This window comes from Streptomyces sp. NPDC008317 (genome assembly GCF_042955955.1).
GTDB lineage: Bacteria > Actinomycetota > Actinomycetes > Streptomycetales > Streptomycetaceae > Actinacidiphila.
The window spans coordinates 192,376-207,621 of the sequence record NZ_JBIBFQ010000001.1; the positions used below are offsets into that span (position 1 = coordinate 192,376).

The 15,246-nt window shown below is 74.9% G+C and carries 11 protein-coding genes; 7 read left to right on the forward strand and 4 right to left on the reverse strand.

Going from position 1 to position 15,246, the window contains the following annotated elements; translation table 11 throughout:
* The first annotated feature begins 58 nt into the window (after positions 1–58).
* Both ACFY9V_RS00700 and ACFY9V_RS00705 read left to right on the forward strand, forming a co-directional pair.
* Positions 59–1,483: an NAD(P)-binding domain-containing protein gene (locus ACFY9V_RS00700; RefSeq protein ID WP_391158368.1), complete on the forward strand. Its 1,425-nt coding sequence runs from the start codon at positions 59–61 to the stop codon at positions 1,481–1,483.
* Positions 1,484–1,639: 156 nt separating this feature from the next.
* Positions 1,640–2,860, forward strand: coding sequence for an MFS transporter (locus tag ACFY9V_RS00705; protein WP_391158369.1), 1,221 nt, complete (start codon positions 1,640–1,642; stop codon positions 2,858–2,860).
* A 22-nt stretch (positions 2,861–2,882) separates the two neighbouring features.
* On the opposite strand, the gene ACFY9V_RS00710 is transcribed toward ACFY9V_RS00705, so the two are convergent.
* Positions 2,883–3,719, reverse strand: a complete 837-nt coding sequence (locus ACFY9V_RS00710; RefSeq protein ID WP_391158371.1) for a helix-turn-helix domain-containing protein — start codon at positions 3,717–3,719, stop codon at positions 2,883–2,885.
* 78 nt (positions 3,720–3,797) lie between these two features.
* A complete protein-coding gene (locus ACFY9V_RS00715; protein WP_391158373.1) occupies positions 3,798–5,042 on the reverse strand; it encodes an acyltransferase family protein in 1,245 nt (414 codons plus the stop codon).
* 336 nt (positions 5,043–5,378) lie between these two features.
* Here ACFY9V_RS00715 and ACFY9V_RS00720 point away from each other — a divergent pair, with 336 nt between their 5' ends.
* On the forward strand, positions 5,379–6,077 hold the full coding sequence (locus ACFY9V_RS00720) for an alpha/beta hydrolase (protein WP_355340061.1): 699 nt from the start codon (positions 5,379–5,381) through the stop codon (positions 6,075–6,077).
* A gap of 27 nt (positions 6,078–6,104) precedes the next feature.
* Here ACFY9V_RS00720 and ACFY9V_RS00725 read toward each other — a convergent pair whose 3' ends face one another.
* Positions 6,105–8,336 carry an NB-ARC domain-containing protein gene (locus tag ACFY9V_RS00725; RefSeq protein WP_391158375.1) on the reverse strand — a complete coding sequence of 744 codons (2,232 nt, stop codon included), beginning with the start codon at positions 8,334–8,336 and terminating at the stop codon, positions 6,105–6,107.
* A gap of 269 nt (positions 8,337–8,605) precedes the next feature.
* Here ACFY9V_RS00725 and ACFY9V_RS00730 point away from each other — a divergent pair, with 269 nt between their 5' ends.
* From ACFY9V_RS00730 to ACFY9V_RS00740, 3 genes are all read left to right on the forward strand, one after another.
* Positions 8,606–11,380, forward strand: coding sequence for an AAA family ATPase (locus ACFY9V_RS00730; protein ID WP_391158376.1), 2,775 nt, complete (start codon positions 8,606–8,608; stop codon positions 11,378–11,380).
* An 83-nt stretch (positions 11,381–11,463) separates the two neighbouring features.
* On the forward strand, positions 11,464–11,862 hold the full coding sequence (locus ACFY9V_RS00735) for an anti-sigma factor antagonist (RefSeq protein WP_391158378.1): 399 nt from the start codon (positions 11,464–11,466) through the stop codon (positions 11,860–11,862).
* Positions 11,863–11,961: 99 nt separating this feature from the next.
* Positions 11,962–12,843, forward strand: a complete 882-nt coding sequence (locus tag ACFY9V_RS00740) for a SigB/SigF/SigG family RNA polymerase sigma factor (RefSeq protein WP_355340050.1) — start codon at positions 11,962–11,964, stop codon at positions 12,841–12,843.
* Between the two features lie 117 nt (positions 12,844–12,960).
* Here ACFY9V_RS00740 and ACFY9V_RS00745 read toward each other — a convergent pair whose 3' ends face one another.
* On the reverse strand, positions 12,961–13,608 hold the full coding sequence (locus ACFY9V_RS00745; protein ID WP_391158380.1) for a sigma factor: 648 nt from the start codon (positions 13,606–13,608) through the stop codon (positions 12,961–12,963).
* A 270-nt stretch (positions 13,609–13,878) separates the two neighbouring features.
* Between ACFY9V_RS00745 and ACFY9V_RS00750 the strand changes: the two genes are divergently transcribed.
* Positions 13,879–15,225 (forward strand): GAF domain-containing SpoIIE family protein phosphatase, encoded by a 1,347-nt coding sequence (locus ACFY9V_RS00750; RefSeq protein ID WP_355340044.1) that lies wholly within the window; start codon positions 13,879–13,881, stop codon positions 15,223–15,225.
* Positions 15,226–15,246 lie beyond the last annotated feature (21 nt).

Genomic DNA, 15,246 nt, shown 5'->3' on the forward strand with positions numbered 1-15,246 from the left:
TCCGGAACTCCGGAGCGTCCGGGACTCCGAGAGCCAGAGACCTCAGAGGGGAAGCACCGTGAGCGCGTCCACCACCGCCCCGCCCGCCGTCGTGATCGGAGCCGGTCCGACCGGCCTCGCCGCCGCCGCCCACCTGACCGCGCGCGGTCAGGCCGTCCTGGTACTGGAGACCGGGCCACGCGCCGCCCACGCCGTACGCGGCTGGGCGCACGTACGGCTCTTCTCCACCTGGGCCGAGCTGACCGACCCCGCCGCCGAGGAGCTGCTCGCCCCCACCGGCTGGACCAGGCCCGACCCGGCGGCGTACCCGACCGGCGGCGACTGGGCCGAGCGCTACCTCCAGCCGCTCGCCGACGTCCTCGGCGACGCCGTCCGCTACGGCACCACGGTGACCGGCGTGTCCCGCGTCGGCCGGGACCGGATCGTGGACGCCGACCGCGAGCGGCAGCCCTTCACCGTCGACTACGTCCTCGCCGACGGACGTGAGGAGCGCGTCCTCGCCTCCGCCGTCATCGACGCCTCCGGCACCTGGACCCTGCCCTCCCCCGCGGGCGCCAACGGGCTCCCGGCCCTCGGCGAGCGCGCGGCGGCCGACCGTATCGCCTACCGTGTCCCGGACCTCAACGACCCTTCCGTACGGGCCCGTTACTCGGGGAAACGCACCGCCGTCATCGGCTCCGGCGCCTCCGCCTTCACCGCGCTCGCCACCCTGGCCGACCTGGCCGAGGCCGACGACGGTACGGGGACGCACGCGGTGTGGGTGCTGCGCCGCGGCCTGTCCGGCTCGACCTTCGGCGGCGGGACCGCCGACCAACTCCCCGCGCGCGGCGCCCTCGGCCTCGCCGCGAAGGCCGCCGTGGACGACGGGCACGCGGACGCCGTCACCGGTTTCCGCACCGACGCCGTCGAGCGCGCCGCCGACGGCCGCGTCGTCCTGGTCGGCGACGACGGCCGCCGCCTGGACCCGGTGGACGAGGTCGTCGTGCTCACCGGCCTGCGCCCCGACCTGTCGTTCCTGTCCGAACTCCGCCTCGGCCTGGACGAACGCCTCCAGGCCCCGGTCGCGCTCGCCCCGCTCATCGACCCCAACCAGCACTCCTGCGGCACGATCTACCCCCACGGACACCGCGAACTGGCCCACCCCGAGAGCGGCGTCTACCTCGTCGGCATGAAGTCCTACGGCCGCGCGCCCACCTTCCTCGCCATGACCGGTTACGAGCAGGTCCGCTCGGTGGCCGCCGCCGTCGCCGGAGACCTCGAAGCCGCCGACCGCGTCGAACTCACCCTCCCCGACACCGGAGTCTGCGGCGGCGCGGGCCTCTACGACGAGGCCGGTGCCGACGCCAACGCCGACGCCAACGCCAACGCCAACGCCAACGCCGGTCAGGGTGGCGGCTGTTGCGCCCCGACGCCGCGACTCGTCCAGCTCGGCGTCGGGGCACCGGCGGCAGTGGCGCAGGAGGGCCCGGCGGGCTGCTGCTGAGCGGGCCGCGCCACGGGTCGGGCCACGGGGGGGTCCGGTCGCGGGTCCGGCCACAGGTCCGGTCGCGGGGGTCCGGCCACGGGGGTCCGGCCGCGCCATCAAGGAGTGCGGCCGAACGGTCAAGCCGCGGCGGGCCGCGCCCGTGAGACTGGGCGCATGACCTCAGAGAGCTACGCGACCAGTACCGAGCCTGCGGCGGTCCGCGGCACGGACGACCCGTCCGTGGAGGCCGCCGCGGGCGGCGGACCCGGCGCGGCCTCCTGGGCCCCGGTCACGGCGCTCACGCTGGGGATCGGGGCCCTGGTCGGCAGCGAATTCCTGCCCGCGAGCGTGCTGCCCGCCATGGCGTCGGACGTCGGCGTCAGCGAGGGCACGGCGGGGCTGGCCGTCGCGGCCACGGCGATCGCGGGCGCGCTCACCGCGCCCACCATCGCCGTGCTGCTGCCGCGCACCGACCGCAGGACCGTACTGATCGGCCTGCTCGCCGCCGCCGTGCTGTCCAACGCGGTGGTGGCGGTGACGCCGAACTTCCCGCTGCTGCTCGCGGGCCGCCTGCTGCTGGGCGTGGCCATCGCGGGCTTCTGGTCGTTCGCGCTCGGGGCGGGGACGAGCGCGGCGCCGGGGCGCGACCACGTCGTGTCCACCAGCCTGGCGCTGGGCGTGAGCGCGGCCACCATCGTCGGCGTACCGCTCTCCTCGGTCCTCGGCGACGCGGTGGGCTGGCGGCCGGTGTTCTGGGCCGCCGCGGGCCTGAGCCTGCTGGCGCTGGCCGCCGTGGTGGCGACGCTGCCGCCGGTGCCCGCCCAGCCGGGGGCGGGCCTCGGCATGCTCCGGCAGGCGCTGGCCAACCGGCGGCTGATGGCCGGGGTGGGCTGCATCGTGCTGCTGGCCTTCGGCAACTTCGCCGCCTACCCGTACATCCGGCTCGCGATCGAACGGGTCACCTCGGGTACGACGGTCTGGCTGCTGCTCGGCTGGGGTGTGGGCGGCCTCGCGGGCAACCTCGCCGCCGGAGCGCTCTCCCGGCGCCTCGGGCTCGCCGTCGTCGTCGCGCCCCTCCTGCTCGGCGCGAGCCTGCTCGTGCTGGGCACGACCTCCGGGCTCCCCGTCGCGGTCGTGGCGATCGTCGTCTGGGGCTTCGGCTTCAACATGGTCCCGGTCGCCACCCAGTTGTGGGTCACCCGCGCCGAGCCGAAGCGCGTCGAATCCGCCCTCTCCTTGCAGGTGACCGCCTTCCAGGTGGCCATCACGGCCGGCTCCGCGATCGGCGGCGCCGTGGTCGACAACGGCGGCGTACGCGGCGCCCTCCTGGTCGGAGCCGCCGCCGCACTCGCGGGCAGCATCGGCTTCGGCCTCCTCGCCAGACCCCGGGCCTGAACAGCCGGTACGCGACCCGCCGCTACTCCACGGAGCCGCCGCCGCAGGCGGCATCGGCTTCGGGGGGCCGCCCGGACCCCGGGTGGGAGCGCCAGGACTGGGGCGATCGGCCGTGGTCGGCGGAGAAGGCGCGGCTGAAGGCGGCGGCGGAGCCGTAGCCCACGGTGAGGGCGATCCGTTCGACCGGCTTGTCCGTACCGGCGAGGAGTTCGCGGGCGTGCCGCATGCGTACCTCGCGGAGCACCTGCGCGGGGCTGCGGCCCAGCTCGCGGCGGAAGCGCTCGCTCAGGGACGAGCGGGACAGGTGCGCGAAGCGCGCCATGCTGTCCACCGTCCAGGCCCGCCCGGGATGCGCGTCGAGCGCCGACACCAGCGCGGTCAGGCGCGGGTCCGAGCGCTCCCGCGCGCTCTCCTCGACGGCCTGCACCATGGCGGCCTGGATCAGCCCGCCGTAGCTCGCGGCGAAGAGCGGATGCCCGTGCCTCGGGTCCAGCGGGCACATCCGCACCAGCTCCACGATGCCGCGGTTGCGCCCCGCGAAGTCCCGCGCCACCAGCGGACTCGGCATCGGCGGCACCGCCCGCAGAGTGCCGACGGCCACCTCCGCGCGGGTCGGCGCGACGAGCCGGTACGTGGTCCTGGCGTCCACGTGGAAGGCGTCCCCGGCACACAGCGCCTCGGCGCCCGCCGCCGTCTCCAGCCGCGCGTCGCCGTCCAGGACCAGCGCCCAGATCGCGCCGTCGCCGCCGTCCAGCCGCTCTCCCGGGCCCAGTCGGCGGACCGTCACGGCCACCATGTCCCACGTCGGCACACCGCGCACACCGCCGAGGGGCGCGGCCGACCCATCCACCAGCGTCATGCACCGGCAAGCGCTCGGGCCGCCCGCCCTATTCCTCGGCGGCCCGGTACGGCTACGGGGTTCGGCGGACCGGTACGGCTACGGGGTCCGGCGGACCGGCGGCGGTCCGAGGCGGGCGAAGGAGCGGGTGAGGCCGCGCTTGAGGAGCGTGGACAGCGGGCGTTCCACCAGCCGGTGCACGAGGTAGCTCAGCAGCAGCATCGCGCCGATGAGCGCGGCGACCAGCAGGCGCGGGTCGGCGCGGTCGCGCAGGTAGTGGATGGCGGTGGTGCCCGCGGCGTAGTGGACCAGGTAGAAGGGGTAGGTCAGGGAGCCCGCGGTGGCGAGCCACCTCCACTGGAGGCGGTCGGTGAGACCGACGGCGACGCCGACCATGAGGAGCAGGAAGACGGTGTAGAGCAGGAGCGCGCCGCGCCAACTGGAGACGTGCTCGACGGTGTCGACGCGCTGGGCGATCTCGCTCTGGGCCATCAGCCAGGACATCCCGAGGATGCCCCACAGCAGCAGGTCCTGGCCGAAGCGGTGCATCAGGTACAGGGCGAGGCCCGCGATGAAGTACCAGGCGGCGTCCGGGTTGGCGAGCAGCGTCAGCGCGGGCGTCCCGGCGACGGGGGCGAGGGCGGCGGCGACGCCCCACACGCAGCAGAAGACGACGACCTTGCGGTAGGTCAGACCGGTGGCCACGACGAGCAGGAAGATCAAGTAGAAGCGCAGCTCCGACCAGAGGGTCCAGTAGACGCCGTCGACGTCGGCGATGCGCGAACCCTGTTGCAGCATCGAGAGGTTGAAGAGCGTGTCGCGCGCGGAGGCGGGCGCCTTGAAGACCGCGGGCCACAGCGTGAGCACGGCGGCGGTGAACAGCACGCCGAACCAGTACGCGGGGTAGAGCCGGATCACCCGGGAGACGAAGAAGTCCCGCGGTCCGCGCCCCCAGCACGACATGCAGATCACGAATCCGCTGATGACGAAGAAGATCTCGACGCCGATCCAGCCGTAGGACGACACGCGGAAGACGGCCGGGAAGACGTGGGAGGCCGGGCGGTCCCAGACCGGATTGTGCGGCTGGTTCACGCGGTTGGTGCCCACGTAGTGGTGGAGCGCGACCATCAGCGCGGCGCACAGCCGCAGCGCGTCGATCACGTACAGCCGGGGGCGGCGCGCGGGCGGGGCCGGTACGGCCAGGGGTCCCGGCGCGGGCAGCGCCTCGGCGGCGGGGCGTTCCTCGGTCCGCAGCACCCCGCCGGCCGCCGGGCCGCCGCCGCCCGCCGGGCCGCCGCGGCCCCCCGGCCAGTCGTCGCCGGAGCCGCCGCCCGCATGCCTCATGTGCTGATTCCGCCAGTTCAGGTCCGTGGTCCAGGGCTGCCGTCCGCGCTCTCCCGCGCGCTCCGGAGCACTTCAACGTAGGGCGGTCGCTCGGCGCGAAACCAGGCCCGCGGGCCGGGATCGGGAACGGTTCAGCAGGTTGTCATCCAGCGCTGGGCAGCCCGCAAGGAGATGACCGTATGAAATTCACCCCGGCTGCATCAGGGCCCCTCGGCCGCCCCCCGCGCCGCCGTACTTCTGCGTGCTGTTCTGCGTGGTCCCGGCCGGTGCCGAGGACTTGACTCGGCGGTGGGGCGGCGGCCGTCGGGGCCGCGGACCACCAGGTCAGGAGAGGTCATGACGGCGATCGGGAATGTCGTGCTGGTGCACGGCGGATTCGTGGACGGGGCGGGCTGGCAGGGGGTGTACGACCATCTGACGGCCGACGGCTACCGGGTGGCGGTCGTGCAGAATCCGACGCTGTCGCTCGCCGACGACGTGGCGGTCACGCGGCGGGTGCTGGACGGTCTGGACGGTCCCGCGGTGCTCGTGGGGCACTCGTACGGCGGCGCCGTCATCACCGAGGCGGGCAACCACCCCAACGTGGCCGCGCTCGCGTACATCACGGCCTTCGCGCCGGACGCGGGTGAGTCCGTCAACACGCTGATCGCCGACCCGCCGCCCGGTGCGCCGGTGCCGCCCATCCTGCCGCCGCAGGACGGATTCCTCTTCCTCGACCGGGAGAAGTTCGCGGCGTCCTTCGCGGCCGACGTGCCCGCGAACGTGGCCGCCTTCATGGCCGACGCGCAGGTCCCGTGGGGTGTGGAGGCCCTGGCCGGTACGGTCTCCGAGCCCGCGTGGCGGACGAAGCCGTCGTGGTACCTGGTCGCGACCGACGACCGGATGATCCCGCCGCCCGCGCAGCGCGCCATGTCCGAGCGGGCCAAGGCCACCGTCTCCGAGACGCCCGGCAGCCACGCCGTGTACGTGTCCCGGCCCGCCGTCGTGGCCGCCGTCATCGCGCAGGCCGCCCAGGGCGCCAACGGCGGCTTCTGACCCCGGCCCGGCCCGCCGTGAGGCGGGTCAGGGCTGCGCGGACAGCGGGCGGCACCGGTCGGCCGCCTCCGTGTCCCCGACCTCCGCGAACACCTCGGCGGCCCGTGCGTAGGCGCGCCGGCTCCCGTCGGTCCTGCCCTCGTCGGCCAGCAGGGCGCCCAGCGTCTCCAGTCCCTCGGCGAGCCGGAAGCCGGTCAGGCGCTGCGCGTCCAGGGAGGCGATCGCCGCGGTGAGCGCGGCGATCGCCTCAGGACGGCGGCCGAGGTGCCCCAGGCACTGGCCGATACGGATCAGGCCCAGCGGGCGGCAGTGCGCCACGACGGTCGGCGCCATCCGCGGCTCCTCGTCGTCGATGACGGCGAGAGCGGTACGGAACTGCCGCAGCGCCTCGGTGTAACGGCCCTCCTCCCGCAGCGAGTTGCCGATCGAGGCGAGGGACTGCACATAGGAGTCCATGTCGCCGAGGGCCCGGAACGTCTCCGCCGCCCGGGACGCGGACGCGATCGCCTCGCCGGGGCGGCCGAGCAGGCGCGCCGCCCCGGCGGCGTACTGGTGGGACCAGGCGATCTGCGCGGTGGCGCCGCCGCGTTCGGCCAGCTCCAGCGCCTCACGCGCGTACCGCAGCACCGCCCGCGGGTCGCGGGACGGCACCCAGTGGACCCAGGCCAGATAGTTGAGCTGGGCCGCCTGCTGGGCTAGGTCGCCGAGGGCCGCGGCAGCCTCGGCGCCGAGCGTGAACACCTCGCGCCAGTGCGGGCCGTGCGCCCACCGGTCGGAGAACCAGTGCATGGACTCGGCGCAGTCCAGCACGGGCGCGTACCGGCCGCGGGCCGCGGCGGCCCGCATCGCGCCGAGCCAGTTGTCCACGTTCGCCCGCAGCCAGCGTTCGGCCTCTTCTTCCGAGGCCAGGCTCGGCAGTTCGGGGTCGGGCCGGTCGGGACGGCCGTAGCCGGGTTCGAACCACCGCCCGGCCAGGGTGGCCGTCCGCAGCAGCCAGGCCGTCACCCGGTCCGCCAACTCCGCGCGCCGCGCCGGGCTCTCCTCCTCCCGCAGCCGCTCGCGCGCGAAGAGGCGGACCAGGTCGTGGAAGCGGTAGCGCCCGGCGGTGCTGTCCTGGAGCAGGCCGAGGTCGACGAGGTCGTCGAGCGCGTCCCAGGTCTCCTTGACCGGCATCCGGCCCGCGACGGCCGCCAGGTCCGCGTCGACGTCCGGCCCCGGCACGGCGGCCAGCCGCCGGAACAACGCCCGCGCGGGCGCGGCGAGTTGTTCGTACGACATCCCGAAGGCGTTGGCGATCTTGAGGTCACCGGCCGTGAGCTGGTCCAGCCGCCGCTCCTCGTCCGCGAGCCGGGCGGCGAGTTCACCGGCCGCCCAACCGGGCCTGCTGGCCAGCCGGTTCCCGATGATCCGCAGCGCGAGCGGGAGACCGCCGCACAGCTCGGCGAGCCTGGTCAGGTCGGACTCCTCGTCGGTGGCCGCGCGTTCGCCGATGATCCCGGTCAGCAGGTGCGTGGCCTCCGGGAGCGGCAGCGGGCCGAGCACCAGCCTGCGGACGCCTTCGAGTCCTGCCAGCAGCCGCCGGGTGGTGATCATGGCCCGGCCCGCTCCCCCGGCCGGGAGCAGCGGGCGCACCTGCTCCTCCGACGCGGCGTTGTCGAGGACGACCAGGACGCGCCGGTCGCGCAGGACCGACCGGTACAGGGAGGCGCGGCCCTCGGTGGCGGCCGGGATGTCCTGGTCGCCGACGCCCAGCGCGCGCAGGACGTGCCGCAGCGCCTCGTCCGCGGTCACGGGCCGCTGCGACATGCCGAGCAGGTCCAGGAAGTACACCCCTTCGGGGAAGCTCGGCCGTACGGCGTGGGCGGCCCGGACGGCGAAGGTGGTCTTGCCCAGACCCGCGGCGCCGGTGACGAGACCGACCACCCCGACGCCCGGCGCGCTCTCGGCGTACACCAGCTCGCTCATCCAGACCAGTTCGGCGGCGCGGCCGGTGAAGTCCGGTACGGCGCCCGGCAGTTCGCACAGGCCGCTCGGACGCGTCCAGTGGCCGCGCAGGCGGCCGTCCCGCGCCAGGTCGAGCAACTCCGCGCGCGCGGCGCCTTCCAAGGCGAGGGCGTCGGCCAGCGCGGTCACGGTCCGCTGCTGGGGTCCGCGGCTCCGGCCGCGCTCCATGTCCGACAGGGTCCGGGCACTGACACCGGACGCCTCGGCCAGTCGCTCGAGGGTCAGCCGCGCCGCGCGGCGATGGCCGCGCAGCACCTCGCCGAAGCCCGTACGTCCGGTGATGGCGCACCACTCCCCTCAGCTGCGGAGCCGAGGTGTCCCTCCCCGGCCGCCGGCCGGCGTCGTCCGAGGGTGCGGCGTTCCGCGTGCTCCCCGTCACCCGGCGGGTTTCCCCCGCCACCTGCCGGTTCCCTCGGACGGACGAGGTCGTGGGATGCACACTAGGAGCCTGGCGGGCCTGCCCGATTCCGTCATATGACGTAGTCGGGTGACGGCGGTCGGCCGGGGCGCGGCAGGGGGCAGTGATGAGCGACGGAGCCGGCGACGCGAGGGACGGGCTGCTGGTCGGCAGGGACGCCGACCTCGGCAGGCTCGGCGCGTTCCTGGCCGAAGTCCCGCGCCGCGGAGGGTCGTTGGCGCTGGTGGGCGAGCCGGGCGTCGGCAAGTCGGCGCTGCTCGCCGCCGTCGCCGGGAGCGCCGAGGCCGCCGGGATGCGGGTGCTGCGCGCGGACGGTGTGCAGTACCGGGCGCAGTTGAGTTACGGCGCGCTGCGGCAGTTGCTGACGTCGGTGCCCGAGGTCCGCGCCCGCGCGGCCGAACTGCCGCCCCTGGCCGGTGTCCTGGGCCTGGAGCACGACGCGGCGCCCGGCCACCGGGCGGTCGTGGAGGCCGCGGCGGCGCTGGCCGCCGCGCTGTCCCGCGACCGCCCCGCCCTGCTGGTGCTGGACGACGCGCAGTGGCTTGACCGGTCGAGTGCCGTCGTCCTCGGGCACGTCGCCCGTCGCCTGCCGGGCACGGCCACGGGTCTGGTGTGCGCGGTCAGGCTCGGCGAGGAGAGCTTCTTCGACCACAACGGCCTTCCCCTGCACGAGTTGGGGCCGCTCCCGGAGGCCGCCGCCGACGAGCTGCTGCGCCGCCGCTTCCCGACGCTCGCCTCGCGGGTGCGGCGGCGCGTGATCGCCGAGGCCGAGGGCAACCCCCTGGCGCTGCTGGAGCTGCCCGCCGCCCTCACCGAGCCCCAGCGGCGCGCGTCCCAGGCCCTGCCCAAGCGGCTGCCGCTGCCGCAGCGGCTCCAGTCGACCTTCGCCTCGCGCATCAGGACGCTGCCACCGGCCACCCGGCACCTGCTGCTCGTCGCCGCGCTGGAGGGCAGCGGCACCATGATGATCGTGCGCCGCGCGGTGGCCGGCCGGTGCGATCCGAAGCACCTGGCCCCGGCGGAGCGCCTGCGACTCGTGCGCGTGGACGACGACATGGGGCGCGTGCACTTCCGGCACTCCCTCATCCGCTCCGCCGTCGTGGAGCTGTCGACCAGCGACCAGCGCCGGGGCGTCCACCGCGCGCTCGCGGCGGCGTGGGCCGCGGTCCCCGAGCGGCGCGCCTGGCACCTGGCCCAGGCCGCCGACGAGCCGGACGAGTCGATCGCCGCGCTCCTGGAGGAGGCCGCCGACGTCGGCACACGCCGCGGCGACGGGCCCAACGCCGTTGCCGCGCTGGTCCGTTCGGCCGAGCTGAGCCCCGCGGGCGACGCGTACGCCCGGCGGCTGGCCAAGGCGGCGTACGTCGGCGCGAATCTCACCGGCGACGTACGCGACGTACCGCGCCTCCTGCACGACGCGCGGCAGGCGTCGCCGGACGCGGACTCCCCGGCCGTCGCGGTGGCCGCCGCGCTGTACCTGCTCAACAGATACGGGGACATCGACACCGCGCACCGCCTGCTGTCCGGCGCCGTCGCGCTCCAGCCCGAGCCGTACGACCTCACGGACGCCACGCTCGTGGAGGCCCTGACCACGCTGCTGATGGTGTGCGTGCACGGCGGCCGGCGCGAGCTGTGGTCGGAGCTCGACGCGGCGCTGGCGAAGTGCGCCGCCGTCCCCGACACCCTGTATCTGCTGCGGACCACCTTCGGCGACCCGGCCCGCGCCCGCCCGGCCGACTGGGCGCGGCTCGACACCGCGATCCGGACGCTGCCCGGCACGGCGGACCCGGTGCGGATCGTCCGGATCGCCACCGCCGCCGCGTACGGCGACCGCCTGCACGCGATGGAGGCGCCGCTGCGGCTCACCGCCCGCGGCGGCCTGGACGGGCAGAACGTCTTCCCCGCCATCCAGGCGTCGTTCCTGTGGAGCAGCCACGCCTGGTTCACCGGCCAGTGGGCCGAGGCGCGGCAGGTCGCGGAGCAGGGTCTGCGGTGGTGCGAGGAGATGGCCTATCCGCTGCGCTCCTGGACCGGCACATTCGTCCTCGCCTGCCTGCACGCGGCCTGCGGCGAGTACGCGCGGGCCCGGCGGCTCGCGGACCGGATGGACCAGTGGGCGGGTTCCCGCAGGGGCTACGCCGTCGGCTGCTACGCCGCCCACGCGCGGACGCTGACCGCCCTGTCGCTCGGCGACTTCGACGAGGCGTACCGCCACGCCTCCCGGATCACGCCGCCCGGGACCTTCGCGCCGTTCGCCGGGCACGCGGTGTGGGCGGTCCTCGACCAGGTCGAGGCGACGGTACGGACCGGGCGGCGGGACGAGGCCGCCGCGCACGTACGGGCCGCGCGCGAGGCCGGACTGGACGCGGTGTCACCGCGGTTGGCGATGGTGCTGCTCGCGTCGGCCGCGCTGACGGCGGACCGCGACGACGAGGCCGTACGGGGTTTCGGCCGGGCGCTGGCCGTCGAGGGCGCCGAGCGCTGGCCCTTCGACCACGCCCGCGTCCAGCTCTACCTGGGTGAACGCCTGCGCCGGAGCAAGGCACCCGGCCGGGCCGGGCACCTGCTCGGCGCCGCCGCGGCCGGCTTCGAACGGCTCGGCGCCCGCCCCTGGGCGGACCGGGCCAACAAGGAGCTGCGCGCCTGCGGCATCCCGGTCGCCGCGCGCTTCCCGCCCGAGGGCCCCGCCCTGACACCGCAGCAGTGGGAGGTCGCCCGGCTGGCCGCCACCGGCCTGACCAACAAGCAGATCGGGGAGCGGCTGCTGCTGTCGCCGCGGACCGTCTCGACCCATCTCCACCAGCTCTTCCCGAAGTTGGGCATCACCTCGCGGGCGGCGCTGCGGGACGCGCTGGACCGGACGGAAGAGCGGCGCGCCTGAACTTTTATCGTACGAACACCAATCCGCGGGCACCTCGGCTCCGAACTACCTCACGTATGAGGCCAGTCCGCGAGAGGAGTGCCATGGGACTCCTGACCGTCGACGTCCGCGCCACCCCCGCGGGCGCGGTCGTCGCACTCGCCGGAGCGCTCGACTACTCCACCGCGCCGCAGGTCCGCGAGGCCGTCGAACGCCTCGCCCTCGCGCCCGGCCGACAGCTCGTCGTGGACATGGGCGGGCTGGACTTCATCGACTCCAGCGGTCTCAGCACGCTGCTCGCCGCCCACCACCGGGCGGAAGAGGCCCACGCCCACACCGTCCTGGCCGCGGTCCCCGAGCGGTTCGACCGGGTCTTCCGCGTCACGGGACTCGACCAGGTTTTCACCGCGGCGCCGAGCGCGGACGCGGCGGTCGAGGCGTGGACGGCGGACCGCGGGACCGCGGGTGACGGGTGGACGGCGGACCGGGGGCACGGTGGGTGACGGGTGGGGGCCGGAAAAGAAATTCCTGAGTCTTCGTGCGTGCGACGCGTGAGAGGGGGTACGTGCCTGGGGTCACAGCCGACGACGTTGGGCGAACACATGACGGCGATCACGCACGACGCGGGAACCACCGCACTGCCGACCGGAGTCGGCCGGAGCGTTCCGGCCGTGGGTGAGGTGCCGCAGGTCGCGGACCCGGCGAAGGTCTCGCCGAAGGACGCCCGCGAGCTGTCGAAGCTGTACTTCGACCGCCTCCAGTCGCTGGAGGAGGGCACCGAGGAGTACAGCCGCGCGCGCGGCACGCTGATCGAGATGAACATGTCCCTCGTCCGCTTCTCCGCCCGCAGGTTCCGCAGCCGCGGCCCGCAGGAGTGGGAGGACATCGTCCAGGTCGGCACGATCGGCCTGATCAAGGCGATAGACCGGTTCGACCTGTCGCGGGAGACGGAGTTCACCACCTTCGCCATCCCGTACATCGTCGGCGAGATGAAGCGGTTCTTCCGCGACACGTCCTGGGCCGTCCACGTACCGCGCCGGCTCCAGGAACTGCGGGTCGAACTGGCCAAGGCCCGCGACCACCTGACCGCCGTCCTGGACGCGCCGCCGACCCTCGCCGAGCTGGCCGCCTACCTGGAGATCACCGAGGACGAGGTCGTCGAGGGCCTGGTGGCCGCCAACGGCTACACCGCGGGCTCCATCGACCTGCCCGCCGGTGACGACGGCGAGGACGCCGGACGCTCGTACGCCGACACCATCGGCGCGGCCGACCCGGCGATGGAACTCGTCGAGGACTTCCAGGCGCTGGCGCCGCTGCTGGCGAAGCTGGACGACCGCGAGCGCAGCATCCTGCGGATGCGCTTCGGCCAGGAGCTGACCCAGGCCGACATCGGCGCGGAGCTCGGCTACTCCCAGATGCACGTGTCCCGGCTGCTCAGCCGGACCCTGGCCAAGCTGCGGGCCGGGATGCTCACCGACAAGTAGCCGCCGACCGGCCAGCAGGACAGCCCCGCGGCACGGAGCACCACGGCCGCCGACCGGACAGCGATCCGCTCGGCGGCCGAGCTGTGCGCGGCTCGGCTCAGCTCGGCTTAGCCCGGCTCAGCGCCCGGGCAGCCAGTCCCGCAGCCGGATCAGGCCGTCGCGCAGATCGACCGGCCGTCTCGTGGCCGCCGGACCGGCCTGGTCGACGGCCGCCGCGGGACAGGCGTGTCCGCCGAGGCCCGCCAGGACCACCGCCTCGCGCTGCCGGGGCGTCAGCCGCTTGAGGTCCGTCCGTACCCGCGGGTCGGCGCGGATCTCCCGCAGCCGCCCGAGGATCGCGTCCAGGGTCGGGCCGACGTCGGTCCGTACGGCCTCCGTGTCCCGCCCGGACCTGAGCAGGCCGACCAGGCTTCGGTGGACGCGGGTGACCGCCCAGGTCAGGGCGTCGGCGTGGGCGGGGTCGAAGCGGGGCGCCGTGCGCCAGACGTCGACCAGCGCCTCGCGGGACAGCTCCTCGGCCCGCGCCGCGTCGCCCGTCATGCAGTGCGCCAGGCCGTAGGCGGCGGGGGCCAGCAGCGGATAGAGCCGGTCGAAGGCGTCGCGGTCGCCCTTGCCCGCGCGGATGAGGAGTTCCCGCACGTCCGCGCCTTGCCCCGGGTCACCGCTCGTATCGCCGCCACCCGTACCGCCGACCGCGCTGCCGCTCGTACCGCCGACCGCGCTGCCACCCGTACCGCCGCTCGTACCGCCACTCGTACCGTTCATAAATGGTGAGCTTCCCTCGCAGACCGTTCCCATACGCGGCCAAGGCTCCCACGCCACCGCAGACCGCACCCACGAAAGCCGCCGGGACCCGGTCGTCGGCGCCGAACGGGCCGTTCGCCCGCGCGACCCGGGGGGGCAGGCCCTCATACTGGATCAGGGACAGGTGTTCGGATCGTTGCGGCGGGAAGCTGGCAGGGGTCCGGAACGCGTGGTTGGCTGGCGCGCGAAAAACGCCGTCTGACGGAACGGGCAAGGGTTGTGGCGGGAGCGATGGAGTACCCGGGCGGCGTGCGGGCGGACGGGTTGCCGGCCGTGCTGTCCGACCCCGGTCGGCTGGCGGCGCTCGACGCCAGCGGCATGGTCGGCTCCGCTCCGGAGCGGGTCTTCGACGATCTGACCAGGCTGGCGGTGTCGGTGACCGGCGCCGCGATCTCCGCGATCACCTTCGTCGGCGAGACGCGTACGTACTGGAAGTCGGTACCGCACCTGCCCTACGGGGACGTGGAGAGCTGGCAGAACGCGGTGGGCGACAGCTTCTGCTACTTCGCCGTCGGTGAGAACGGGCCGTTCGTGGTGGAGGACGCGGAGAAGGACCCGCGGACGGCGGGGCATCCGGCGATCGGGCCGTGGGGCGTGGGCGCGTGGGCCGGATTCCCGATCGTGACCACGGACGGGCAGCCGATCGGCACCATGTGCGTGATCGACGCCAACCCTCGGGTGTGGACACCGCAGGAACTGGAGACGATGTCGGTCCTGGCGCGGGCGGTGTCCAACGAGATCAACGTGCGGATGTCGCTCGACCGTGTGCACACCGCCCTCCAGACCGCCGAGAACGCGCTGTCGACCGCGCAGGGCGCGCTGGCCGCCTCCCGCGAACTGGCCCGCAGCCTCCAGGACAGCCTGCTGCCCCCGGCCCTGCGCCCCGTGCCGGGTGTGGACGCCGCCGCCCTGTACATCCCGGCGAGCGGCGACATCAGCGTGGTGGGCGACTTCTACGACCTGTTCCAGGCCCGCGGGGCCTGGTGGACCGCGGTCATGGGCGATGTGTGCGGCAAGGGGACCGAGGCGGCCAAGGTGACCGCGCTGGCCCGCTACACCCTGCGCGCGGACGCCGGTGAGCACCTGTCGCCCGCGGCGGTGCTCGACCGGCTGAACACCGCCATGCTCGCGCAGGGCGCCCCCCGCTTCCTGACCGCCGTCCAGACCACCTTCCGCGCCAGCGGGTCCGGGGTGTCGGGGCGGCTGTGCCTGGCGGGACACCCGCCCGCCCTGATCCGCCGCGCCGACGGCCGCGTCCGGCAGGCCGGCACCCCCGGCACCCTCCTCGGCGTGGTCGACCCGGTACACCTCTCCGACGTCCGCTTCCGGCTGACCCCCGGCGACCTGCTGCTGCTCTACACCGACGGCGCCTGCGAGGCGCGGCCCGACCCGCGCGGCGCGGAGCCGCGCCGGCCGATGTTCGACGAGGCCGCCCTCGCCCGTACCCTCGGCGACACCCACACCATGGGCGCCGCCGACACCATCGAGTACATCGCCGACACGCTCAGCGACTACCACGGCGGCTGGGCCAGCGACGACACCGCGCTGCTCGCGCTGCGGGTCCCGCCGCGCGCCTGACCCGGCCGGGTTCTCGTTCCG